This window comes from Thalassospira sp. MCCC 1A01148, from assembly GCF_001613795.1.
In the GTDB taxonomy this organism is placed as follows: Bacteria; Pseudomonadota; Alphaproteobacteria; order Rhodospirillales; family Thalassospiraceae; genus Thalassospira.
This window is the reverse complement of sequence record NZ_LPVZ01000020.1, coordinates 657412-680623: the sequence shown is the minus strand read 5'-3', so window position 1 is coordinate 680623 and position 23212 is coordinate 657412. Positions and strand designations below refer to the sequence as shown.

At 50.7% G+C, this 23212-nt stretch carries 23 protein-coding genes and 1 tRNA gene; 9 read left to right on the top strand and 15 right to left on the bottom strand.

The window, feature by feature from the left end; all coding sequences use genetic code 11:
• Nucleotides 1–16: 16 nt before the first annotated feature.
• From AUQ43_RS12690 to AUQ43_RS12670, 5 genes are read right to left on the bottom strand one after another with little or no spacing between them, the layout of a single operon-like run.
• Nucleotides 17–400 (bottom strand): MerR family DNA-binding transcriptional regulator, encoded by a 384-nt coding sequence (locus AUQ43_RS12690; RefSeq protein ID WP_062956621.1) that lies wholly within the window; start codon nucleotides 398–400, stop codon nucleotides 17–19.
• 38 nt (nucleotides 401–438) lie between these two features.
• Nucleotides 439–2058: an ATP-binding protein gene (locus AUQ43_RS12685; protein ID WP_062956620.1), complete on the bottom strand. Its 1620-nt coding sequence runs from the start codon at nucleotides 2056–2058 to the stop codon at nucleotides 439–441.
• A 12-nt stretch (nucleotides 2059–2070) separates the two neighbouring features.
• Nucleotides 2071–2694, bottom strand: a complete 624-nt coding sequence (locus AUQ43_RS12680) for a chemotaxis protein CheC (RefSeq protein ID WP_062956619.1) — start codon at nucleotides 2692–2694, stop codon at nucleotides 2071–2073.
• Complete coding sequence (locus AUQ43_RS12675) at nucleotides 2691–3065, bottom strand: response regulator transcription factor (RefSeq protein WP_062956618.1); 375 nt, start codon at nucleotides 3063–3065, stop codon at nucleotides 2691–2693. Before AUQ43_RS12675 ends, AUQ43_RS12680 begins: the two co-directional genes overlap by 4 nt.
• Nucleotides 3066–3125: 60 nt before the next feature.
• A complete protein-coding gene (locus AUQ43_RS12670) occupies nucleotides 3126–5552 on the bottom strand; it encodes a bifunctional diguanylate cyclase/phosphodiesterase (RefSeq protein ID WP_062956617.1) in 2427 nt (808 codons plus the stop codon).
• Nucleotides 5553–5927: 375 nt separating this feature from the next.
• Here AUQ43_RS12670 and fdxA point away from each other — a divergent pair, with 375 nt between their 5' ends.
• The 3 genes from fdxA to AUQ43_RS12655 all read left to right on the top strand — a co-directional run bounded on the left by fdxA (nucleotide 5928) and on the right by AUQ43_RS12655 (nucleotide 7971).
• Nucleotides 5928–6263 carry a ferredoxin FdxA gene (gene fdxA, locus AUQ43_RS12665; protein ID WP_062956616.1) on the top strand — a complete coding sequence of 112 codons (336 nt, stop codon included), beginning with the start codon at nucleotides 5928–5930 and terminating at the stop codon, nucleotides 6261–6263.
• A 310-nt stretch (nucleotides 6264–6573) separates the two neighbouring features.
• Nucleotides 6574–7074 carry a CarD family transcriptional regulator gene (locus AUQ43_RS12660; protein WP_062956615.1) on the top strand — a complete coding sequence of 167 codons (501 nt, stop codon included), beginning with the start codon at nucleotides 6574–6576 and terminating at the stop codon, nucleotides 7072–7074.
• Between the two features lie 93 nt (nucleotides 7075–7167).
• On the top strand, nucleotides 7168–7971 hold the full coding sequence (locus tag AUQ43_RS12655; RefSeq protein WP_062956614.1) for a hypothetical protein: 804 nt from the start codon (nucleotides 7168–7170) through the stop codon (nucleotides 7969–7971).
• Between the two features lie 100 nt (nucleotides 7972–8071).
• Here the strand turns inward: AUQ43_RS12655 and AUQ43_RS12650 are convergent, their stop codons facing one another.
• The gene (locus AUQ43_RS12650; protein ID WP_062956613.1) at nucleotides 8072–9550 is read right to left on the bottom strand and encodes a M48 family metalloprotease; all 1479 of its coding nucleotides are present in this window, start codon (nucleotides 9548–9550) and stop codon (nucleotides 8072–8074) included.
• A gap of 265 nt (nucleotides 9551–9815) precedes the next feature.
• Here AUQ43_RS12650 and AUQ43_RS12645 point away from each other — a divergent pair, with 265 nt between their 5' ends.
• The 4 genes from AUQ43_RS12645 to AUQ43_RS12630 all read left to right on the top strand — a co-directional run bounded on the left by AUQ43_RS12645 (nucleotide 9816) and on the right by AUQ43_RS12630 (nucleotide 12471).
• Nucleotides 9816–10547 carry a hypothetical protein gene (locus AUQ43_RS12645; RefSeq protein ID WP_147250424.1) on the top strand — a complete coding sequence of 244 codons (732 nt, stop codon included), beginning with the start codon at nucleotides 9816–9818 and terminating at the stop codon, nucleotides 10545–10547.
• A 119-nt stretch (nucleotides 10548–10666) separates the two neighbouring features.
• Nucleotides 10667–11623 carry a prolyl aminopeptidase gene (pip, locus tag AUQ43_RS12640; RefSeq protein WP_062957287.1) on the top strand — a complete coding sequence of 319 codons (957 nt, stop codon included), beginning with the start codon at nucleotides 10667–10669 and terminating at the stop codon, nucleotides 11621–11623.
• 87 nt (nucleotides 11624–11710) lie between these two features.
• Nucleotides 11711–12235, top strand: coding sequence for an acyloxyacyl hydrolase (locus tag AUQ43_RS12635; protein ID WP_062956611.1), 525 nt, complete (start codon nucleotides 11711–11713; stop codon nucleotides 12233–12235).
• Between the two features lie 159 nt (nucleotides 12236–12394).
• Nucleotides 12395–12471 (top strand) — tRNA-Arg (locus AUQ43_RS12630).
• Between the two features lie 74 nt (nucleotides 12472–12545).
• Here the strand turns inward: AUQ43_RS12630 and AUQ43_RS20325 are convergent.
• The 9 genes from AUQ43_RS20325 to AUQ43_RS12590 form a co-directional block, all read right to left on the bottom strand.
• Entirely contained in the window at nucleotides 12546–12794 is a 249-nt protein-coding gene (locus tag AUQ43_RS20325; protein WP_147250425.1) for a hypothetical protein, read from the bottom strand.
• Nucleotides 12795–13328: 534 nt separating this feature from the next.
• On the bottom strand, nucleotides 13329–14273 hold the full coding sequence (locus AUQ43_RS12625) for a hypothetical protein (RefSeq protein ID WP_062956610.1): 945 nt from the start codon (nucleotides 14271–14273) through the stop codon (nucleotides 13329–13331).
• Between the two features lie 144 nt (nucleotides 14274–14417).
• Complete coding sequence (locus AUQ43_RS20320) at nucleotides 14418–14816, bottom strand: hypothetical protein (RefSeq protein WP_147250426.1); 399 nt, start codon at nucleotides 14814–14816, stop codon at nucleotides 14418–14420.
• A 425-nt stretch (nucleotides 14817–15241) separates the two neighbouring features.
• Entirely contained in the window at nucleotides 15242–15412 is a 171-nt protein-coding gene (locus AUQ43_RS12615) for a hypothetical protein (RefSeq protein ID WP_157088458.1), read from the bottom strand.
• A 125-nt stretch (nucleotides 15413–15537) separates the two neighbouring features.
• Nucleotides 15538–15768 carry a TIGR02391 family protein gene (locus tag AUQ43_RS12610; protein ID WP_062956607.1) on the bottom strand — a complete coding sequence of 77 codons (231 nt, stop codon included), beginning with the start codon at nucleotides 15766–15768 and terminating at the stop codon, nucleotides 15538–15540.
• Nucleotides 15768–17090 (bottom strand): type II toxin-antitoxin system HipA family toxin, encoded by a 1323-nt coding sequence (locus AUQ43_RS12605; RefSeq protein WP_062957286.1) that lies wholly within the window; start codon nucleotides 17088–17090, stop codon nucleotides 15768–15770. The genes AUQ43_RS12610 and AUQ43_RS12605 overlap by 1 nt, the downstream gene beginning before the upstream one ends.
• On the bottom strand, nucleotides 17080–17412 hold the full coding sequence (locus tag AUQ43_RS12600; RefSeq protein WP_114129778.1) for a helix-turn-helix transcriptional regulator: 333 nt from the start codon (nucleotides 17410–17412) through the stop codon (nucleotides 17080–17082). Before AUQ43_RS12600 ends, AUQ43_RS12605 begins: the two co-directional genes overlap by 11 nt.
• A 185-nt stretch (nucleotides 17413–17597) precedes the next feature.
• Entirely contained in the window at nucleotides 17598–18236 is a 639-nt protein-coding gene (locus tag AUQ43_RS12595; protein WP_062956606.1) for a hypothetical protein, read from the bottom strand.
• Between the two features lie 188 nt (nucleotides 18237–18424).
• Entirely contained in the window at nucleotides 18425–19651 is a 1227-nt protein-coding gene (locus AUQ43_RS12590) for a hypothetical protein (protein WP_062956605.1), read from the bottom strand.
• Between the two features lie 141 nt (nucleotides 19652–19792).
• Between AUQ43_RS12590 and AUQ43_RS12585 the strand changes: the two genes are divergently transcribed.
• Together AUQ43_RS12585 and AUQ43_RS12580 are read left to right on the top strand one after the other, a co-directional pair.
• Nucleotides 19793–20401 carry a recombinase family protein gene (locus AUQ43_RS12585; RefSeq protein WP_062956604.1) on the top strand — a complete coding sequence of 203 codons (609 nt, stop codon included), beginning with the start codon at nucleotides 19793–19795 and terminating at the stop codon, nucleotides 20399–20401.
• A gap of 225 nt (nucleotides 20402–20626) precedes the next feature.
• On the top strand, nucleotides 20627–23185 hold the full coding sequence (locus AUQ43_RS12580) for an AAA family ATPase (RefSeq protein ID WP_062956603.1): 2559 nt from the start codon (nucleotides 20627–20629) through the stop codon (nucleotides 23183–23185).
• Nucleotides 23186–23212: the final 27 nt, after the last annotated feature.

Sequence of the window (23212 nt, the reverse complement as noted above, 5' to 3'; positions counted from 1 at the left end):
ACACAGAGCAAAGCTCCTAGCCTGCCTTCTTGCGCGACAGTTCTTCCTGACACGTTTCTTCAAGTTTATCGAGTTCATCAAGCGTGGCATCAATGTCTTCGCGCTGTTTGCGTAATGTTTCGCGCCGTTCGTTGACCTTGTCGACCAGCGTCGTCAACTGGGTGATCTCGCTGCGGTCGCCGTCATAAAGATCCAGCAGGTCACGAATTTCCTTAAGCGAAAACCCAAGCCGTTTGCCACGCATGATCAGCCGCAAGCGCACGCGGTCACGCTGACGATAGATTCTGGTCTGGCCTTGCCGTTCGGGCGAAATCAATTCCTGATCCTCGTAGAAGCGGATCGTACGAGTGGTGACTTCAAATTCACGGGCAAGGTCGGTGATGGTGTAGCTATCGGTCATTGTGGCTCAATCATCTTTACGCTTACGTAAACTGAAAGCTACATGCTTTCGGATGCGGCGACAATCGGCAATTCTTTGGGAAGCTCCACACAGAAGGTGCTGCCGTCCCCGGGCTTGCTGGTGACCTGAATGCTTCCGCCATGGCGATCGACGATCTTTTTGCAGATGGCAAGGCCAATGCCGGTTCCGGCGTAATCCCCGTATCCATGCAGGCGTTTGAAAATCTCAAAGATCGTTTCGTGATATTGCGGGTCAATGCCAATGCCGTTATCGGCAACAAAGATTCGGCAAGTGTCTGGCGTTTCAGAGGCAAAAATACGGACCTGACCGTTTTTTGGATCGCTGTATTTCAGGCCGTTCGAAACCAGATTCTGGAACAGCAACAACAATTGACTGGCATCACCCCTGACAGTCGGCAGGGATCCTTCGCGAATGATATTGCCTTCGGGGGCCGAACCAGCGCGCTTGAAATTGGTAACGATGGCATCAAAAAGACTGTCGAGCGGTACTTGGGTGAACGGTTTGCCATGGCGACCAACCCGTGAAAGGGTCAGAAGGTCGTCAATCATCCGCTGCATCCGTTGCGTACCATCGACGGCATAGTGAATGAATTCGTCGGCCGTTTCATCCAGTTGGCCTTCATAGCGGCGCGCAAGCAACTGGGTATAGCTTGAAACCATGCGCAAGGGTTCCTGCAAATCGTGCGAGGCGGCATACGCAAACTGTTCAAGTTCGGCATTTGACCGCTCAAGTTCCTGCATCGTGCGCTGAATTTCTTTTTCATGGCGTTTGCGTTGGGAAATATCGCGCAGGGTAATGATGTAGTGATAGCGCTGGTCGGCAGAGAAATGGCTAATAGCCACTTCAAGCGGGATATTGCGGCCACTGAGTGTGGATGCCAGAACTTCGATTACGCCGGTCCCAAGGTCGGTCAGAAGCCGGTTGGGCGGCGGCGGTGTAAGCGGCGTATGCTCGCTATCGGGCAGCAAGAAACGGATGATGTTGCGAAGCTCGGGATCGCCCGTTGGGCCGCAAAGTTCCTGCGCGCGCGCATTAAGCGGTTCAATGTTGCCATCGTCAGAGGCCACCAGAATGGCATCAACGGTATTTTGCAAAATAGCGCGTGTACGATCCTCGCTGCGCTTGGATTGCGTGACCAGATCAGCCAGTTCTGCCGCCTGCTGGCGGAGAAGCCGGTCACGTTGCACCGCAAGTGTGACATCTCGAATGATCAACGAACACAGCGTGCCGTTCCGCTTGGTTTCGATTGGATGAATGCGAATGGATTGTTCCATCCGCTCGAAACTGGCGGCAAATTGCGGCAAGGGCCGCAGCGGCAGAGCCCCCTGATTAAGGGATGGGGAAATCACCGCCGGCATGCCGAACTTCAGGCAATCCTCGATTGCTAAACTGACCCGGCCAAGTTTTGTGCCGGGAAAGACATCGTGCAATGATTTGCCCATCACATGATCTGCATCCATGCCAGACCGGCTTTGCATCCATTGATTCCAGTGACAAATCGTGCCGTCGGGGGCAAGCGCAATCAAACCGGTATCTGCCGTATCAAGGAGTGCCGCAAAAAGGTCGGCAGCATCACTGTCACGGTTGAGATCAAAGGATGGGGTTTGATCCGTGCTTGCGGATTTCGACTTGGTCATTCACCTCACCGGCTATTCAAAGGAGTTGGCCAGAAAACGCCGCACCAATTCACGCAGCATCTGGATGGATTTGAGATCCATGACGAACAGGACATAGCCATCAATATCATTTTGGCGCAGCATGAACTGTACATGCAAAATCATCAGAACCGGCTTGACGCCAGCCGTTGCTTCGGTCGCATCGTCTTCGAGCAAGGCGCGCGTTTCCCGCTTGCGGAATGTTGGCATGGAACAGTTGATCGGCTCGCCCAAAACATTCGAAATACTGCCAAGACAGGCATTGAGGATGATATTGCCGACCTCCATCAGGGCTTCTTGTTCAAGATCTGTCAGGGTATCAAGCGGGACGTCGACCTTCAAAAGGCTGCGCACAAGCTCCAGACTTCGCACTTCGGGAAAGACCAGCATGGCTTCCCCGGTAAAAGGCCCATGGAAGCGCTGGCTGACTGCGGAAACAATTTCGGTCGGGGCATTTGCCAGTTCGCTGTCAGAAAACCGCTCCACAAAGGAAATGGTGGGCACGGTCAGCTCAACAGGTTGTGCAACCATTTCCGAAAGCGATGATGCCGCACGGCCAACGCCAATATTGATCAGCTCGCTGATGGTGTCATGTTCAAGCTCGGTAAGTTCGATCATCTGGCTGCTTCCCGCGACGCAATGTAGTCGCGAATTTTCTCTTCGGTCGGGGGTTTGGGTATGAAATCAAGTCCAAGGTTCTCGGCCTTGTTCTGGATTTCCTGCTGAATATTGGCAGTCAGAAGTGCAATTACAGCATCCGGGAACTGTGCGCGCAGCTTTTCGCCAAGTTCGAGCCCGTTCATACCCGGCATGTTAAAATCAACCAGCATGTAGTCATAGGTCTTTGCACTGACCATTTCCAACGCCTTGTTTGCGTCCTCGGCCTCGTCAATTTCCCAACCTGCAAAGTTGCTGGAAATGAATGCCTTTACCAGAAGGCGAGCGAACTTGCTGTCATCAACGAGCAAAACGGATTTGGTGTTTGGCATTTTCTTCTCAATTATATGGTGCTGTGGTGCGGCTGATGTCAGCCTGACGACGCAGCGGGGCTAAAGTTCGGTTTGGATGTCGATGGATGGTCGTCGGATATAGTCGACAACATCGCCTGCTGGCAGGGGCGTTGCAATCAGGAAACCCTGAACTTCGTCACAATCGCACTCCCTTAAAAAATGCATCTGTTCATGTGTTTCGACACCTTCGGCAACGACCTTGAGGCCAAGATTATGGCCCATCGCGATGATGGTGCGTGTAATTGCCGCATCATCGGCATCAATGGTCACATCGCGAACAAAGGATCGGTCAATTTTGATCGTGTTGATCGGCAGACGCTTGAGATAGGCGAGCGACGAATAGCCAGTGCCAAAATCATCGACCGCAATTTTCAGGCCCAGATGTCGCAGTTCTTCAAGGATCGTCGCAGACTTTTTGATCTCCTGCATCATTGCTGTTTCGGTGACTTCAAGCACGATCCGCGCTGCGGGGGTGTTGGCCTCGGCAAGGATGCGCGAAATGGTTTCCGTAATGCGCCCTTCGATCAGCTGGCGTGGTGACAGATTGATGGCAATCGGGGTTGCTGGAACCGATTGTGCATCCCATTCGGCAATTTGTCGGCAGACCTCCCGGAAGACCCATTCACCGATCTTGCCAATCAGGCCGGTTTCCTCGGCGACGGGAATAAACTGCATGGGGGAAATATACCCCCGGCCGGGTTGCTTCCAGCGGATCAATGCTTCGAGGCCGCAAACCCGGTTGGTGCGAAGATCGACTTTTGGCTGGTAATGCAGTTCAAACTGATCCTTTACCAACGCTTCCCGCAGATCGTTTTCAATGACGAGGCGCGCCATCGCGCTTTCGTTCATCGTCTTGGTAAAGAAGTGATAGGTGCCACCGCCGCCCGACTTTGCGCTGTACATCGCGGTATCAGCATTGCGCATAAGTGCCGGGAAATCATCGCCATCAGACGGATAAAGGGCAATCCCGATTGAAGGGGTTACAAACAGGACCCGTCCATTGATGTCAAAGGAAGGCGCAAGCGCATCAAGTACCGCTTGCGACAGGATGGCGGCATCCTGGGTTTCCTTGAGCTCTGGAATAATGATCAGAAATTCGTCTCCCCCCAGGCGACCGACGATTTCCTGTCGCCCGATCACGCGTTGCAGCCTAAGGGCGACCGCCCTGAGCAACAAGTCACCGACATCATGCCCCAGGCTGTCATTGATCACTTTGAAACGATCAAGGTCGATGAACAGGATCGCTGTTGCGCCGCTGCGCTTGGCTGCGGAGTCTTTGTGCGTTTGCAAGGCGTCTGACAGGCTGCGTTCAAGCATGCTCCGATTGGGCAGGTTTGTCAGCGTGTCATGGTTCGCCATATAGATCAGTTGTTCTTCATAGCGTTTGCGCACAGTGATGTCGTTCAGCACTGCAGTCATCAGCGGGGTCGCGCTATCGGGGATTGGCCGCAACGCGATGGAAACATCAATTTCTTTCTGGTCCGCACGTATGATCGGCAGCGTGAAGCGTTTTTCCACCGTTCCGCTACCCTGAGCATGTGCGGCGAGTTCTTCGAGACTGTGTTCCAGAAGCGGTATGGCGTGGGGCATCAAAAATTCATGAAGCGTGCGGCCTTTGGCTGTTTCGTCACGCAACATGCCAAGGATTTCTTTGGTTGCTGCATTGTGTTCGACAATGCGACCGTTCGGCGTAATGGTCAGAATGCCGTCCGCCACATTTTGGACGATGGCGCTCAGGCGGTTCTCGCGGTCACGCACTTTCTTTTGCGCCTCAAGCAATCGGTCGAGGTTTGTCGATACGCGCTCCATCAGACTGCGCATGGTCTGCAAGATCATGCCAAGTTCGTTGCGGCTATGATGGGTCGGAATATCAATGGCAGCGGAGTCGGGCTTTTCCGGGTCGATTTTGCGCAGTTGGGCCGCAATGCCCAGAAGCGGTTTGGTTAAAGTCGTATAGAAAAACGCAACCAAAACCAGCCCCAGCAAAAGGTTGCGGAGTATGCCGGACAATAGAACGCGCGAAGCACGGTTCAGAAAGCCATCCGCGATCAGATCGGTATCAATTTTGACACGAAGATGCCCCACAAGGCCGCTGGGGGCGTCTGTCTGAAGCGCGATCTCGTATTCCTGATTCTCGCCAAACATAAGCTGGGTCAGGAAAGCACGGTTTGAGCTGCTTGGCTGTTCGACTTTGCGTGCCAGCACATTGTTGAAATTGTCACGCAGTTCTGCTTCGTAGACCGGATCATATTCGAATATGCCGGAAACGACCCGGGCCGCCAGCGTTTCGTCAAGCCCATAGGCGGCCTGTGTTGCAGACTCGCGCAGTGTTGCCAGAACCTGGTTCACGGTCCTGTCGATCAGGTGCTGTTCTTCGCGCAAGTCCCACATGATCTGGATGCCACTGAACAACAGGCCAATCAGCAAGGTGAGCCCGACCGCAATTCTTGCCTGTTTGACAGACAATCGGTCGCGCCATCTAAGCCGTTGTTGGTCCCGGGCTTTTTCTGGCAACCCAACCCCCGTTGATCTCGGTAATGTAACCCCTGCAAAGCAGATTATGGCTTTGTGGGGCCAAAAGCAATTCTCGGCGGGATTTAGGAACTGGAAAAGCCGGGAGAAATCTGTATGTTCTGCGCTGCACTGCAGCGTTGAGGGCGAACTCGAAGCAGGCGCCAAGCAGCCTGTCAGTGCGTCGTGAAGAAAATACTACGCAAAAAATTAGGGTTTTATTGGAGTTGCACACAACAGCTGTGCGTGATAACCCAATTCCCGAGAGAGAACATGGCTGAAAGCGGGTGCAGCCGCAATCTGGCCCCGCAACCTGTACGGAGTTACACCATGACCTATGTGGTGACGGAAAACTGCATCAAGTGTAAGTATCAGGACTGCGTCGAGGTTTGCCCCGTCGATTGCTTTTATGAAGGTGAAAACTTCCTCGTGATTCACCCTGATGAATGCATTGATTGCGGTGTTTGCGAACCGGAATGCCCCGCTGAGGCGATTATTCCCGATACCGAGCCGAATCTGGATAACTGGTTGGAAATCAACCGTAAGTTTGCAGAGGTATGGCCAAATATTACCCGCAAGGGCGATGCACCTGCTGACGCTGACGAATGGAACGGCAAATCTGGCAAGGCCGAAATGCTGTCCGAAGCGCCGGGAGAAGGCGACTGATTTTCGGGCTAACTCCCGAAATTCCAAGAGATTTTAGACCCACTGGTGCTTGCCAGTGGGTTTTGTGCATGGCTGCATTGAATACGGTTCCGGGAAAATATCTGTAAACTGATGACGTGTTGTGTTATTGTTCACAATTCGCGCTAAGGGCTCGACAGGCTCGTTCCGAATTGTCGGATTTCCGTATTTGAAATTCCTGTCTGAACCGCGACTTTGCCAAAAAAGCTTGGTCGTGTGCAGCTCTTTGTGTCGCTGGTTCTGTAATGTTGCAGTTGAATGACCAGGCCTGATTTGGCCGGAAGGATGCTTGATGTCGGATAAGTTGCCGTTTGCTGTTGGCGATTATGTTGTTTACCCCGCGCACGGTGTTGGCTGTGTCGATGGCCTGGAAACCCAGGAAATTGCGGGACAGGAACTACGCCTTTATGTAATTACCTTTGATTCCAGCCGCATGACCTTGCGCGTGCCGGTGAACAAGGTTGGCAACTCTGGTCTGCGCAAGCTGTCCTCGAAAAAGCAGATGGATTCTGCGCTCATTACCCTTAAGGGCCGTGCGCGCGTAAAACGCACCATGTGGTCGCGTCGCGCGCAGGAATATGAAGCAAAGATCAATTCCGGTGATCCGGTTTCGATTGCAGAAGTTGTTCGCGACCTGCACCGCAGCGCGACCCAGCCAGAACAGTCCTTCTCTGAACGTCAGATCTACGAAGCAGCCTTCGAGCGCCTCGTTGATGAACTTGCCGCGATTGAAAAAATCGACAAGGACAAGGCGTCTGGCAAGCTTGAAAAGCTTTTGCAAAAGGCAGCCTGATTGCGAAGGCACCATTAGACAACTATTTATAAAAACCGGCCCGCGATATACGCTTGGGCCGGTTTTATTTTTTGTTTTGGGCAGGTTACAGCGATGAGTACAGTCTTGGCGCCGATCAAACCGGCAGAGAGAATCTGGGTCGTCGGCGCAATAAATGGTGATCATGGCGCTTTGCGTGATGTTCATCAGAAGCTTGCGCAGCGCATTCAGCCGGGCGACAGGCTTGTCTATCTTGGGAACTATTGGGGTGATGGCTCGGCTGAAAATGTCATTGCCACCATCAACGAGCTTTTGCTGTTCCGTCGTTACTTCATTGCCAAGGACGGTGTTGATATCACCGACATCGCATTTCTGCGTGGCGCTGCCGAAGAAATGCTGTCCAAGCTGCAACAGATCCAGTTCGCGCCCAATCCCGGCGAAGTTTTTGAATGGATGCTGACCCGCGGAATTGCCGGTGTGGTTCGTGCCTATGGCTTTGAACCGGCCAATGTGCAACGAACGATGCATCAGGGGGCGCATGCGATTTCACAGTGGACCTCAGCATTCGGCGATGCTGTACGGCGCCATGGTGGTCACAATGCGCTTCTGTCTGATCTTAAACATGCGGCCTATTCCACCGATGGCAGATTAATCTTTGTTCATGCAGGGCTTGATGGCTCCCGGCCTTTGACCAGCCAGACCGATACATTCTGGTGGGGCGGATCAATGTTCGAAGCGATTACCGAGCGCTACTACGATTGCGCGCGCATTGTGCGTGGTGCATCACAGGGGCACGCTGGCCTGCAGGAACGCGAATTCACCTTGTCCCTGGATGGTGGGGCTGGTCGGGGTGGTCAATTGATTGCTGTTGCGCTTGATACCCAAGGTGTGATCATCGAACAGATCACAAGCAGCTAATCGATTATCCGAACTGACCCAAAAGCATGTTCCGGAACAGAAAAGGCAGCATGATAAATGCTGCCTTTTGTTGTTTGGGGTGGTTGGTCTTGCTGTGGGCCTAGTGGCGCACAACTTTGACCAGTGATCCAACGGCCGGCGGCTGGCCTGTGTCGAGACCATTGATGGTTGCAAACACCTCTGCAGGAGCCTTGTCGACTTCCATGGCGTCAATAAAGGTTTGCAGGTCATATTCCGGGTTTGCGGCGCGCACCTTGATACGAAGCGGCGTGTAGATCTGTTTCTCCCGCTCTGTTAGCGGGCGGAAGCTATAGGTCGTGCGACGCAGTGGCAGATTGTAGTTGTCGGCCTGATCAAGCGGGGTGACAAACAGGAACTGATAGGCAGAACTGCGATGACGGATGACAACCACCCGCAGGCGCGCCGGGCCGGACCGGAGTGATATGTCGGCACTTCCGGTAGCGGCTTCCTGACCTTCGATATCAAGCATCTCGATGTTGCGAATGTCGACCTGCTTTGAGAACCCATTCTCGAGATAATGATCAAGACGAATGTCTTTTGCGCCCGGTGCACCTTCGAAAATGATCTGTGCACCTTTACCGTCTTTGGCGATGACTGCGGTTGGCTGGTTGGTGATGTTGAAACCGTCTGGAACCTCAAACCTGAAATCCAGCGGTACATGGACAAATTCCTGTCCCCGGACATAGCCCTGATCCGGACCATCACCATAAAGAATGCCATCAATGGCGGTCATGTAACGCACGGTGCCGCGTTCCGGGTTGGCAACGGCGGTGACGTTGGCGCTTTGATGGGCCTGTTCGATGCGATCAAGCGTACGCGGGTGGGTCGCCATGAAATCGTACTGGTCGACATCATCGGGTGATCGCCCGGCAAGCTTGGCCTGAAGGCGCGAATGGGCGCGTAGCTTTTCAAGGAAGGTCGCCATCGCATCGGGATCATATCCCGCCCGGGTGATATATCGAATGCCAAGCATGTCCGCTTCGAATTCATGCTCGCGCGAGAAGGATTTAAGATAGGCGTTTGCCCCGGTCCCGATCAACTCGCCGGCACCGTTTCCGATAGCTACCGCCAGACCGCCAGCCAGAATTTGCGTCAGGAGTCCCCGGCTATAACGCTGGGCGGAATGACGGGCAACGACATGGCCGATTTCATGGGCCAGAACACCGGCCAGTTCTGCCTCGTTCGTGGCAAGGGCAGCAAGACCACGCGTGATATAGACATAACCACCGGGCAGGGCAAAGGCGTTGACAACCGGGGAATCCAGAACGGTGAAAGTGAATTTCTCGTTCGGAGTTTCCGAAACAGCAACAAGCTTTTCGCCGATCTCGGTTACATAAGATTGCAGGTCCTTTTCAGTGTATTGACCACCGAATTCCAGGACCATTTTCGGATGTTCCTGCGAGCCGATTTCTTTTTCCTGCTCGGGTGACATAAAGGCCGTAAAGCTGTCCTCGCCGGTCGCCCGGTTTGTCGAGCACCCGGCAACCGCAGTGCTCAGTGCAATCGCGGCAAGCACACCAGCAAGACGTTTGTGTGATCCGAAATTCAGCCAGCCCATTGATATCTTTCCTCGTGTCGTTTGGCCGCGTAAGCTACCATGCATCGTAATTGCGAAACCAACCGGGAATTGGTAGCGCGTGTTCTGTGATCGTTCAATCTTTTCAGTTTCCCCGATCAAACATCAAGAATGGGGAGATTTTCGGGCCAGTTTGGTGCCAGCACGGTGCCATGCTGCAATGCTTGTCTTTGTCTGTTTGACTTGCGCCACAAACCTTTCTGCAGCGGCAAGTGAATGGCGATGTGAAAATGGCAGCATCGAGGTCATGGAAGCAGCAGAAACCGAACGTGGCGAAATCCTGGACGGTCTGCATCTGAATATTGATGCCGTCGACGCCTTTACACCAAATGGTGCGATGGACGGGCTATTTCGACTGGCAGATGTTGCCTTTGTGCCGGGGTATGAACATCAGGCAAAGGCAAGGCTGCAAGAACTAAGCAGGCAAAAGGTTCTGGTCACAGTTGCTTCTGATCGCCCCGATTTCCTTGGCCGACGACCGGCCCGTATTGAGAGTTCCGTGGACGGCGATTGGCGCAAGGTGTTGCTGGCAGAAGGCTTGTCGATGCTTGTCCCCGATGACGGCCCTGAAATTGATAGTCTGATCAATGTCGAAGATGCTGCAATCAGAGGCAAGCTTGGGCTGTGGTCGGAACTTGGACCAGATGCGTCCTTTTACTTTGTTGCCAACGGTTCGCGAAAAAATGCAGTCCCGACGGCAAGCGACGCTGTTGGCAGATTTGCCGTGATAGACGGCACGATCAAGAGCATTGAGCATCAGGAATGGCGTAGCTACCTGAATTTCGGGGCAAACTGGCGTGAAGATTTCACCATCGCGTTGGATGCCTCAATGCGCGATGCCTTTGCCCAGGGCGAAGATTTTCAAAACGTTCTAAAGGGCTGGATCGGTCAAAAGGTCCGGGTCAGAGGCGTCATCGAAAATCGTGGCGGTCCCTATATCGCTTTACGCGACCCGACATGGCTATGTCTTGCCCAATAGGCGGAATTGCAGGGATACCCTAATAGGGCTTGTTCTTTTGGCGCGGTTCATGAGACTTGTTGTTCACGCCACCACCGGTCATCGCAATATTTTGCTACGAAAACAAAGAGGTCCTTCGCGTGCTCTATCCCGAAATTTCGCCCCATCAATCAGGTTGGCTTTCGCGTGACGATGGTCACGAAATCTATTGGGAAGAAGTTGGAAACCCGTCGGGTATCCCTGTCATCTTCCTGCACGGGGGGCCGGGTGCGGGCATCTCGCCCAACAGCCGTCGGTTCTTTGATCCTGAAAAGTACCGCGTGATACTCTTCGATCAACGCGGAGCCGGAAAATCACGCCCGTTCGGCAGTCTTGAAAACAACACAACCGACCACCTGATTGGCGATATCGAAGCCCTGCGAGAAAACCGCGGTATTGATCAATGGTTGGTGTTTGGCGGGTCATGGGGGTCCACACTAGCTCTGGCATATGGTCAGGCCTGCGCGGAACGGATTATCGGGTTTGTTCTACGCGGTATATTCCTTGGCACCGAGGCCGAAATCAAATGGTTCATGGATGGCATGGGGCGTTTCTTCCCGGAGGCAGAGCAGCGCTTTCTTGACGCAGCCGGTTTCAAGGAGAATCCGGGATTTCAGGCACTTCTTGATCGCTATGCCGATATCTTTGCGAACAAAGATGGCGAAGAAACTGCAATTCATGCTGCGCGCGTGTGGTCCGCCTACGAAGCAACTTGTTGCACACTGTTGCCCGACGATGGCTTGGTCGAGGACTTTGAAGGTGATCAGATCGCGCTGGCATTGGCCAAGCTTGAACATCACTATTTTGTCCATCGTTGCTTCTTTGAAGAAGGCCAGTTGATTGCAAATGTGGATCGCATCGCCCATCTGCCGATCGTAATTGTGCAGGGCCGCTATGATGTGGTTTGTCCGCCGGTGTCGGCGTTGGCGCTGCATCAGGCATGGCCGGGGTCTGCGCTCGTGATTGTTGATGATGCTGGCCATGCAGCAAGTGAGCCCGGAATAATTCGCGAGCTTGTCCGCGCGACCGACCGGTTTGATGGGAAACATTTTGCGTAAAATAGCAATCACATAACAATGTGTTGTTGAGTTTGATTCGCCGTTGAGTAGTATAGCCTACCGATTGATCTAGTGGGGACTTGGTTAATGAAGTTGGTTTTGGGGAAGCTGCTTGCAGCTTGCGTTGTGTTTGGGCTTTGGAACACGGCACATGCGCAGCAAATTCTTGGTAATGATAACGATTCTGGACTGCTTGAATTTTCAACCGGTATGGTTGATATCACTCAGGATGAAGAAGCAGCAGAATTTCGTGTAAACTATCGTGCGCAGCACGCAATGTTCGATGTCGCCCGTCCGATTGGCGGTGTGATGGTGACCTCTGAAGGTGCCGCTCACGGTTACGGTGGTCTTGCTGTTGATGTTCTGTGGGGCGATCACTTCGTTTCCAGTGTTTATACATCGGTTGGAGCATACCATCAGGGTAACGGCGAAGATCTTGGTCACTGGATCGAATTCCGTTCGGGGCTTGAGCTTGGCTTCCGCTTTGACAGCCATGAACGCCTGAGTCTTGGTATTTCTCACATCTCGAACGCCAGCATCGGTGACGAGAACCCGGGTACGGAAATCCTGTCTTTGACCTATTCCTTCCCGATTGATCGCCTTTTCGACTAAGGCAATCATCGATCTAAAATTTGATCAGCCGGGGGTGTTCGCGCCCCCGGCTGATTTGCGTTTGGGGCGCAGTTTTACCCGAAATGGCGGTAATATGCGTGTCGTCGCGGATTGATTGCCGTCGGATTTGCTGCTAATTGAAAGCGGCTTCTAAGCAGTGCGCCCGTAGCTCAGCAGGATAGAGCACCAGATTCCTAATCTGGGGGCCACAGGTTCGAATCCTGTCGGGCGCACCATAAAATCAAAGGCTTAGAGATTTTCTCTCTAAGCCTTTATTGGTTTAGGTAGCAAATAGGTAGCAAAAATATCGCTATCCATGAGTGTCTGAATTTTGTGTGATGTCACATTCCTGACCGAAGTTTTCTCTCTCATACTGCCGCAAAGCCTTGATGCCGTATCGAATCGCTCCCGCAGCTTTTACAGGCGTGGGTCCTGTTCCTTCGCTCCGCCAGAAAGCCAGGGTCGCGGGTGAGATCGGCTTGTTGCATCTTCCAAGAATACCCGCCTGCGCCCAACGGTCAGAAACTTGCTGTGATGTTAAAAACAAGAGGGCGCTCATGCAGGGTCTCCTACCGCTAACTTGTGCCCGTGCGTTAGTCAATTTGATCCATTCGCGTTGGGCGTTATATTTGGGTCACTCGACGTTCTCTCATCATGGTAGCGACGCTCCGTGGAACTGAATCTTCTTTTTTTGGAAAATTATGCATGTGCTTTACCCGTACTACTTTGCTTTGCAAGTGATACGTCAGCGGCTTTCTCTGCTCAGTCATGGCCTATCATCATGCAACTTACGCTCATAAATGACTCGGATGACGCAAAGAACAATAGGCTGAGGTTGCGAAGTCAGCCACACCTAAGAACTGGCAGGAGCGATAAGACGCTTCAGGTGACACGAAAGGCGATTGCGATACGCACCAAGTAGAGCAAAACAGAAATTCCAAACAGCAATAGGCCAGCTGTATTGCCTGGAAAGCTATTAGCAGTCTCATGAAAATACGCTAGAACCTACGCCAGATGATCATTCTGCCACAGATTGTGGTTGCATCCTGATCATTTGAAGTCAGGTCACGGGTGCATTGTTGCGTCAACAGGCTTACTTAATAGGGATTAGACCGAGATAGTGGTTGAGGATCAATCTAAGTTCTTTAACGCATTCGATATCGGTAAATGACGATCCATGTGTCCGCGAGAATGTTCCGAAATCCTGATCAAGTTCATGTCGGTTCATCTTGATCGATAAGCTCCCATCACGTAAATCAGAGATGTCCGGGCGATACGGCCACAACTGAACCGGAGTGATCCCTGCGAGAAACGCAATAGCAATTCGTGCAGCTTTTGTGTTGTCACTGTGAAGCGCCTTTTTCAGTCCATCAAGGTCGAACTTATTGGCCTGTGGGCGCATCAGGAAAAGCGCTTCACGCCAAGTTTCAACAAACTGAGGTGTAATACGGGCAAATTCCAATATTTTGTGACGTAATCCCCCCGCAACCACGTCATTCTTGGAATAGATCTCGTTCTGTTCAATCATATCAAGCATTTCTTGGGCCAATCTGGTTTTCTTTAGTTCAGCTAAATACTCTCTATGGCTTTCAAGCCAAGCATCTTGGGCAAAACCGAAATACGCCTCTGGATTATGCATCTCCACCCCAAGAACTGGAATTGAATAGGAGAGATATTCAAGAGTCTTTTTGTCTATAAAACCATTTCCGAGCCATTGTTCTTCAGCTTGGCACATCAGGCCGAATGCCAGATAGCGGTCATCATCGAACCATTTGAGGTCTCCAACCGCATCTCTTGTGGCACGTAAGACAACACCAAAATCATTCTCTGACATTAGGTCATTAAAGCGCAGTGTATTTCCGGGGGTAGGAAGCATGCGTTGGTTCGGTGCCGCGTGTTCACTTTCGCAACGTGCCAGTGAAATCCACGACAAACCCAGATTATCAAGACTTTCTGAGAGGTGCCTAAAGATCGCAAGCGCTTCATCATCTTGGGCTTGGGAAGCTAGCTCAAGTTGCTCAAGGATTTTGGGTGTCAAAACTTACTCACTTGTTGGTTTTGCAATCTGGATGTGATCATACGAACATACTGAATGATACCTAAATATAGAGCAATAATATGCAATGTTATCCCAAACCTTGCTCGGGCTCGTTATTTAGAAAGTGTTCCTTGTTTATCCGGATCACGGAATACCAACTGCGCTGGCTAGTCCCTCGATAGAGTTTTCATAGCTTCTTTGAACATCATTTTCATCTGCGGGTAATCTCGTGGACTGAACTTCCACGCCAAGTGCTCGATAAATCGGAAGCGAGATAGTTGGAAATGGAACAGTCGAAATCATTGTGGCCCCAAACCTGTTAGGCCAAGTCGCTAACCATCGATCTCCAGAGATGTTTCTCATGATCACCGGGCATCTGGTAATCGTAAGTTTTTTAATATCTGCATTAATCCGTTGTTGATGGCGACGAAACAATTCAACCCGGTTTTGCCCTTCACTCGCTATAAACCACGGCAGGTTCTCAATTTGGATATAGATGGCTCTATTGCTGTCACCTCGCGGGGCTGAGTTCAGTTTTTCCATGATTTCCAGTGGATTGTTCGAAACTGGATAATTTCGCCAAGAACAACCTATAACCTGATTTGGATCTATGGCCCGATATTCGGTTTGGGCAGGATATCAAATTTGATACCAGGCAGCATGTAGTCGAAGTAAGATATGCCTACAGTGCTCGACGACAGCGACCGGTAGCCAGTAGGATTTTTAAAGGTTAAATCAAAAACATCTTTGAAGTTCCGGAATTGGAGATAGGCGTGTTCACTGGTTAGGTCTTTCCCCGGAATATGGAAATTTGCACCTATCTTTCCGGACCAATTATCTAGTTGATTAAGCAGCATGCAACGGAGTTTCTGCGCCAATGGAATATTCTGCGGGAGAAGAAATTCTATTGTCAATTTAGTCCTCGTTTTTTGGAAAATCTGAGTTCGTCATTCTGCGATCCGGATTCATCACGGGGCACCAAAGGTCTGTATGGCATCTTCTGTTTCGTATTGGCCGGGCATCAAATGCAGTCGGCCGTCGCCCATGTCGACATAGAAGAACACATCAGTAAGGCGATAGCGCCCGCCCGGACCACCTGATACGACCACACCATCATAAGGCGGATCACCTAGCTGCACCGCAAAAGGCTGCTCAGTGGAGTGGTGTGCATACTCAGATGTCGGCCGGATCATTGCGTAAACTGCCGCCACTTTGCTAACTCATTGAAATTTATTGCGATAGTGTCTGTCAGTCGGATCTCCCGTTATTTGGACGTATCGACCATTCTAAGCAATTGATTGGCAATCATTAGAGCCCCAAAGGTCTCGTCGGCAGTTGTGTAGATCGCACGCCCATGAGCGGCAGGGTTGCGGAACACAGAAAAGCAGGAGGCAAATAAATTAGCGAGATCCGTATTTTCTTGCTTTTCACTTTTGTCTCTTGGATTGGGCTCGCCTTTAATGCGCCAGCCTTCCTTCCCGAAAGCCTGGCGCATTAAAGGCGAGCCATGATTTCGGCGCGTGCCTGCGCGAAAACGTCCTTGAGCGCTTTGAGGCTGTCGTCTAGCCCGTCCAGGCAATAGGCGTTCAGGAATTGCCGTCCGGCAAATAGCGTTCGGTCGGTTGGGCTCAAGTCGGCCTCGGCGCAGGTATCAGACCAGTGTTTTGCGATGGTCTCCAGTTGCTTTTCGATGAGTGAGGCTGCTTGGTTTTCGCTCAGGTGATAATCGGGTGCTGCGGCAAGACAGGTCGCCAGCTTGCTAAAGCGGGTATCTCCTTTTACCAGCATGGCTTGTGAGGCCTCATTGCCAGTACGACCTTGCGGGCAAATGTCATAGGCAGGTGTCAGGCTCAGTATCTCACCATTCCAGAATGCGGCATGGTTGCGAGCATGATCGTCCGTGTTGCCGCACAGGATGTTGAAACAAATCCTGCCATACAGCTCTTTCAGCGTATCTTTGGGATTTGCGAAACGGTGGCGTATGATTTCGGCGAGTTCCTCGTAAGAGGCGTATCGCGCCATCATTTCATCAAGGCCGAGCATGGTTAGTGCTGATACCATCGCGCGGCGTGTCCAGCCGTTATCTGATTTGATGCGGTCGAAACGCTCAATAAGCAGCACATCTTTGTGTGCAGCACGAGTTAAGGACACAGGTGCGACGTTCAGTCTGGATTTCTCTGCCAGCCGCATGGCGATGAATTCGGCTTTCACGACGCTGTAGAGGTCGTTGCTCGCTGAGAACTTGGCAATGAATTTCTTTTCGCCATCTTCAATCATGGCTTTGGGGCGAGCTCCGCCAATGGAGGTGCCGTGGTTTAAAGCTTGTTCCAGAGCTGGCGGGAGTGGGAGGCCTTTTTCGATACGCTCCGCTGCGGCTAGCAATTCAGCCAACGAAGCTTCCGCCGCCAAGCGCGGGACGTATTCCGTTGCAGATGCTTGAAAATCAAGCGCACCGATACGGTCCGAGCCGGATTGCAGTAGGAACGTAAGTTCACTGATATTTGGGATGTCATCGGAACTTGGCTTCTTGCCGGTGAGCCTGTTTATGATGACACGCCGCCCCCAGGCATCGGGTGAGCTATCGCGAATGCAGCTAGCCATTGAAAGCCCGTTTAACGGTTCAATCACCCCCGCGCGGAGCGGTAATTCCGGCTCGTAGATCGGGATGGCATTCTTGCGACGGCGGTAGCTTGCTCCGTAGGTGAAGAGCAGTCGGTCTCGGTCTTTTGTGAGGCGACCAGCGACTACGGGTTCCGTTTCATCGGGCAACCAGATCCATACAAAGGCTTCGTTCGGTTCTTTGAAATCAGAAGTCATCATCGACCTCCTGTTTCGCGGGGCGGACGCTTTGCGGGATCAATGTCAGCTTTTCCTTAAGCCGTGCATCGTGCATCGAGAGCAATCGGCTGTCGGACTCAAACAAATGGGCACCGACAAGAGCGGCGACTTCGAAAACAATTCCGATCTCAGGGCCGGGGGCACCTTTTTCGATATTGTAGAGTGTAGTGCGGCTGATTCCGGCGCGATCGGCCAACTCCTGTGCTGTCATGCCCCGTTCCATCCGCCCAATACGGATCAGCTTGCCGAGGATCGACAAGGCATGACGTGTCACACGTGAGTAGCTTCTTTTGCGCTTCATAACTCGGCTTTCTCGTGTCCGTTTAAATGAACACAATACCATCTCATGTTCATTTCATTGAACATTATGGCGAAAAAGAACATGTTTGTCAAGTGAGTGTCCATTAAAGTGGACATGAGCTACTTAGCGTACAGTTATATGAACGTGGCTGGCTTGAGGTGGCCATAATGAACCAGCATCGTCGATTATCGCTTGCCCTTCCTTAAAACAGAAAAATCCGTCTGACCGGCGGCAAATGCCAGTTGGAGCATTTCTGAATGCAGGTCCGGAACATCGAGATACGTACGCGCCACTGAGACGAGTTGCGTGACGTAGTCCATAGAGCTGAGAACTGTGTAGCCCAAAAAATTCAAAAACCGCGTGTGGTCAGGCGGGTAATTCAGGTCAGTATCTGAATCAAAAACTTTGTGACCCGTGTCGTGATCAGCATATGTATTGATAGCCGTTTCCAGTGCAAACCAGCTAACGCCGAACCGCTCATTTTGCTTTTCGCTACCAAGGAGTGCATTGGTGAACGGTATCCATTCGAAAGTCTTGTTCGTCAGATCGGGAACGAAATGGCCAACATAGACATTGCGCAGATATTTGAAGAATTCCAACCCTTTGCGTATCTCTTGGTAAGCCTTACCTAAGGCGGGATTTTCTTTATAAAGGGCACCGGATATCGAGGCGAGGTCTGCGATGTTTGCGATCTCTAAAATTAGGTGGCGGATCAGCACGAGCCGCATATTCATGCTCTCCGGCCCAGCTTCAAGTGCTTCATGGGCAACAAGTAAATCGTGATACGCCACGGTGCCCGCAGTACAAATGTGTCGATAATCCATTATTTGAATATGTCACCACTTCTACTGGTGGCCAAGCTATTTAGCACCTCTAAACTCGCTGGTGTTCAAATCACTCGATTTCTAAATCAGGCCCGTGATCGGGCAAATAGTCGTGCCGTGGATTGTTCTTCTCGCCGCTCGTTTTTTGGAAAATTGATTAACGGGATCAGTCCCGCATCTGGCGGTACTTATTGATCTGATTCTAAGAAGCGCCTTAGTCTGCTCTTCACAGCTGTCTTAGTAATTGGTGCATCAAACCTGAAATCAACAACTTCAACATTATTTCTCGCGCACAGTTGGCGCTTCAGCCTGTCCCGCTCAACGACTTTACTATGGGCATCCTCACCACCAAAAGCAGTAACTGGTCGGTAGTGCTGCTCGCCCTGATACTCTACTGCCAGCCCTAAATCTGGTACGTAAATATCTATGCGCATCCTTCCCAACCACTCCGGTGAAGCTTCCCTCAAAACCTTATAGTCAGGGAAAAGGTCACGCACTATGCCATACAACTCAGACTCACGCTGCCATCGACTCAGCCCGAGAACATGCATCACTTCGGCTTGAGCAGTTCGGTTGTCAACACCACGGTCGCACATCACTTGATCAACGTATACTTTGAAGTTTGTCTCTATGCTCCTGCCATACCTTTTATCTTCTGGTAACGATTTCGCTATGCAGATATGGCAAATGTCCAGTTTGTAGTTGCACTGTGAGAGATACTCGCCCAAAGCTGTGAAATGACTGCCGTCTCGATCTGTAGGTGCCGGTAAAGATGAATGGAAAGTTCTTGCGCATTCGCACAGTGATTTTTGGCCAGACACCATGTGATCGAACGATACGATCCGCATGCCACGACTGCCAGTGACTGGATCAAAATTGGCAATCATTGGCTGTACCGGTGGAGTTTCGATCAGCCTATCCATGATAATCCGAATTACCGCCGCGCCAACACGGATGTGATTAATCCGCACTAAATGGTTGGTTTGCTTTTTCAGCTTCTTTACCTTGACCTGATGAACTCTGGATACTCCCCAGCCGTAACTAATAGGGATCAGCTCAAGGTCTGTTGCGGCGAGCATAACCTTATCAAAACCGTTCTCTGGTCTTGTTGCGATTGTCACTTCGAAATACCAAGTCTCGTAGCCAATCTCTACTAGCTCTGCAAGCGACGCGAACCGCCGCTTGAAGTAATTCGAGTGAAGTTTGATCGTCGGTGGTTTGATCAACATATCGGAGAATGCGCCGGAAAACGCTTGATAAATATGAGCTTCCAGAGCTCGTTCAATAGCAAGAACCGGCGTCATGCCTGGAGTACCCAAATCCTGAACAATGCCATCGACAAGCATCTTACCATCGAGTTTGACTGGTATCTGAATTAGTCCGGCCTCGCTTTCTGGAAAGTCCTGATTTGGCATCGCTTAGGCCTCCTGAAATTCTGCTACGATCCTCATAATCGAAACAGTCACCATCATTAATTTTCCAAAAAAGGTTTCCATTTTCCTTTCTGATAGTCTTCCGTCGTATTCGGATAAACAAGTTTTGGACAGGCTGGAAAAATGACTGAGTCACAGAATTTTGCTATTGGATATGCCCGCGTGAGCACAACTGAGCAAAATCTCGACCTGCAAGTCAACGCGTTAAAGAAGTTCGGCGTCGAAGAACGGTTCCTTTTTACCGATCACGCCTCGGGCGCCGGTATCGCCTTTAAGCGAAAAGGCTTGCTACGTGCTGTTAAAGCACTTCGAGCAGGAGATACTTTTGTCGTATGGAAACTCGATAGACTTGGTCGCTCACTTGCAGAATTAATCAAAACTGTTGAAGTAATTGAGAAGAAAGGCGCGCAACTGGTCGTACTGCAGGATCATATCGACACGACGACTGCAGTTGGAAAGATGTTCTTTCACCTCATTGGCATGTTTGCCGAGTTTGAAAGAAACCTGATTTCTGAGAGAACAAAAGCGGGTCTGGAAGCAGCCAGACAGCGCGGCACTTATGCAACAAAACCTGCAATTTCCCAAGCTACCATGCAAGAAGCTGCAATACTTTATAGAAAAGGTCTTAATTGGGTGCAGATAGCAAAAAAGGTCGGCGTATCAAAGAGTTCAATCTACAACTATCGAAGCCAGATAGAAGCCTTGATGACGACCGATATTGATGAAGAGTAAACAGGAGATTTAAACTGGACTCTTCTATGATCAAGCGAAAGCACCACCTTTGCTTAAGTGAGCTACCCTTAATGAGTATCGACCAATCCTGTTCTATATGAGTAATTTGATGAGTTAGATTCAGGATGCGGAACGGCACTGGAAACTGAACTTCGTATACTCGCCTTTTGATATCTTCACACTTTTAATGGGAACGAAAATTTCATCTTGGTAGGGAGAGACAAAATGTCTCAAGATTTGAGTAGGTGGTTTTCTGGTCGTCCACAATGGCTTCAGGTGGCGGCTACCAAACTGATTGAAAACTCCGTACTTCATGACCAAGATATTGATGAGCTTGCTACAATATGTAGGCAAGAAGTTTCTGGTGCATTGCCAAAGAAGACACATTCTTTTCCTGAAAATGCATTCCCTCAAGGCGAGGCAGGCACCCTGCGTTTGTGCTCGATCAGTGACATCGAAGGAGTAAACGCTCTTGCTCCAAGAAAACCACTTGAGTTCGGTACGAGCAACATCACAATCGTATACGGGAACAATGGATCTGGTAAATCTGGGTACGTTAGACTCCTCAAACATGTGTGTGGGGCCCGAGAAATCGGCCGCCTTCATCGTAATGTTTATAAGCTGGACTCACCTGGCGGACAAACAGCTTGCATTAAGTTTGAGCAAGATGGCGTAGAGAGAAGCCATATTTGGTCAGGGCAAGGGATCTGCGATGAACTGAAAAGTGTTGATATTTTTGACACCTCGTTCGGTAAGGTGTTTGTCAATGAAGCAGACGTGGTGAGTTACGAACCACCGGTTCTTTCGTTCTTCAGCTCGCTCATTTTAGTATGCGAAAAGATCGCATCACTCTTGGATGATGAAGCAAACAGGCACCAATCAAAAAAACCGAATATCCCGACCAACAAGAAGGCAACCCCCGAGGGATTGTGGTACGAGGCTATTAACGCTGAAACCACGAATGAAGATATAGAGAAGCATTGCTCATTCATCAGTGCTGATGAGACCGAAATACAAACTCTGCAGCAGCGACTTGCCGAACAAGCGCCAGCAGAGAAAGCTAAGCAACTGAGAAAACAGAAAGAGCATATCGACACTTTGGTTAAGGATGCGTCCAAGCATCTGGAACAGTTATCTGACAAAAACTTCCAGCAGATCATTGCTCTCAAGAGGAACTGCATCGTCAAGAAGGCCGCGGCAGATACAGCGGCTGAAAAGATCTTCTCCAGCAGCGAGTTGGATGGCATTGGAACGGATGTTTGGAAAGAGCTTTGGGCAACTGCCCGAAACTACTCAACGTCGGCTGCATACAAAGAAGCGGAGTACCCAAATGTTTCGGATGGCTCTCGTTGTGTCCTTTGTCACCAGACGTTGACTGATGAGGCTAAGAGCCGATTTATCTCCTTCGAAAACTTCGTGCAAGGCGAACTACAAAATGCTGCAACGCTTGCAGCTGAGGAATACGAAGCTGCTAGTAACACGATCGAAGTACTACCGACATCCGCAGTGTTGAAGGCACGTATCGATGCGGCTGGCATTGCTGAAGATGAAATTGCCTGTCAGATAAAGGATTTCTTTGTTCAATTACAGGATAGAAGAGACCTGATTCTGAATATTGTTTCTGAAGAAGACATCCCAACGCCTTTGCTTGCTCCGCAATGGATTGTGAAAATCAAAGCTCAGTCGAATAGCCTCGAAGAATTAGCAGCAAAGTATGACGAAGATGCCAAAAGCGACAACCGCGAGAAGATCGAGAAGCAACTAAATAGCTTAGAGGCCAGAAAATGGCTATCTGAGCACCGAGCCGCCGTTGATCAGGAAATCACTCGATTGAAGCTATTGAACCAGATTCAAAAGGCTAAGAAATCGACAAAAACTAAAGCCCTGTCCGACAAAAAAGGTGAACTGGCAGAGGTCTTGATAACAGATGCGTTTGTGAAGAGGTTCAATGCCGAGCTAACATCACTTGGCGCATCTCAAATGAAGGTAGAGCTTGTTAAATCAAGAGTATCCAAAGGCCGCGTCCTTCATAAGCTACAGCTCAAAGGAGCCTCTCAGAATGGGCTCACCGATATCCTGAGCGAGGGTGAAAATCGGATCGTTTCCATTGCTGCATTTTTGGCCGATGTAACCGGTAAGAGCAATCAGGCTCCATTTGTCTTCGACGATCCAATATCCTCTCTTGACCAAAGCTATGAAGAGGCTGTGGTTCAGAGGTTGATCGAGTTATCCCAAGATAAGCAGGTGATTGTATTCACTCACCGCTTATCCTTGCTGGGGATGATCAGGCATTTTGCCGAAAGGAAGGCTAAGCTGGATGTAGTGAGTATTCGCTCTGCGGAGTGGGGATCCGGCGAGCCAGCTCACATTCCAATCTCACAGAGTGATATCAAAACCGCCCTTAACACACTCATGAACCAACGGTATCAGGATGCAAAGAAAGCTAGTGAGAACGGCGACTTCGAACATGCTGAACTCGTTCTGAAATCGATATGCAGCGACTTCAGAACGCTGGTGGAGCGCTCTATTGAAAATGACCTACTATGTGGAGTGGTTCAAAGGTTTCAACGACCGGTACATACATCAAAGCTTAAGGATTTAGCCAAATTGACGGACGCCGATTGCAATTTCCTTGATTCGCTTATGACCAAATACTCTCGATTTGAACACTCGCAGCCATCAGAGAGCCCTGTCCAACTGCCGACACCAGATGACCTTCTAACTGATATGTCTTTATTAAAAGGTTGGCGCGAAGAGTACGGAAAACGTTCTATCAGTGCATGATCGCTGACCAAATTGTCAGTAAGACAA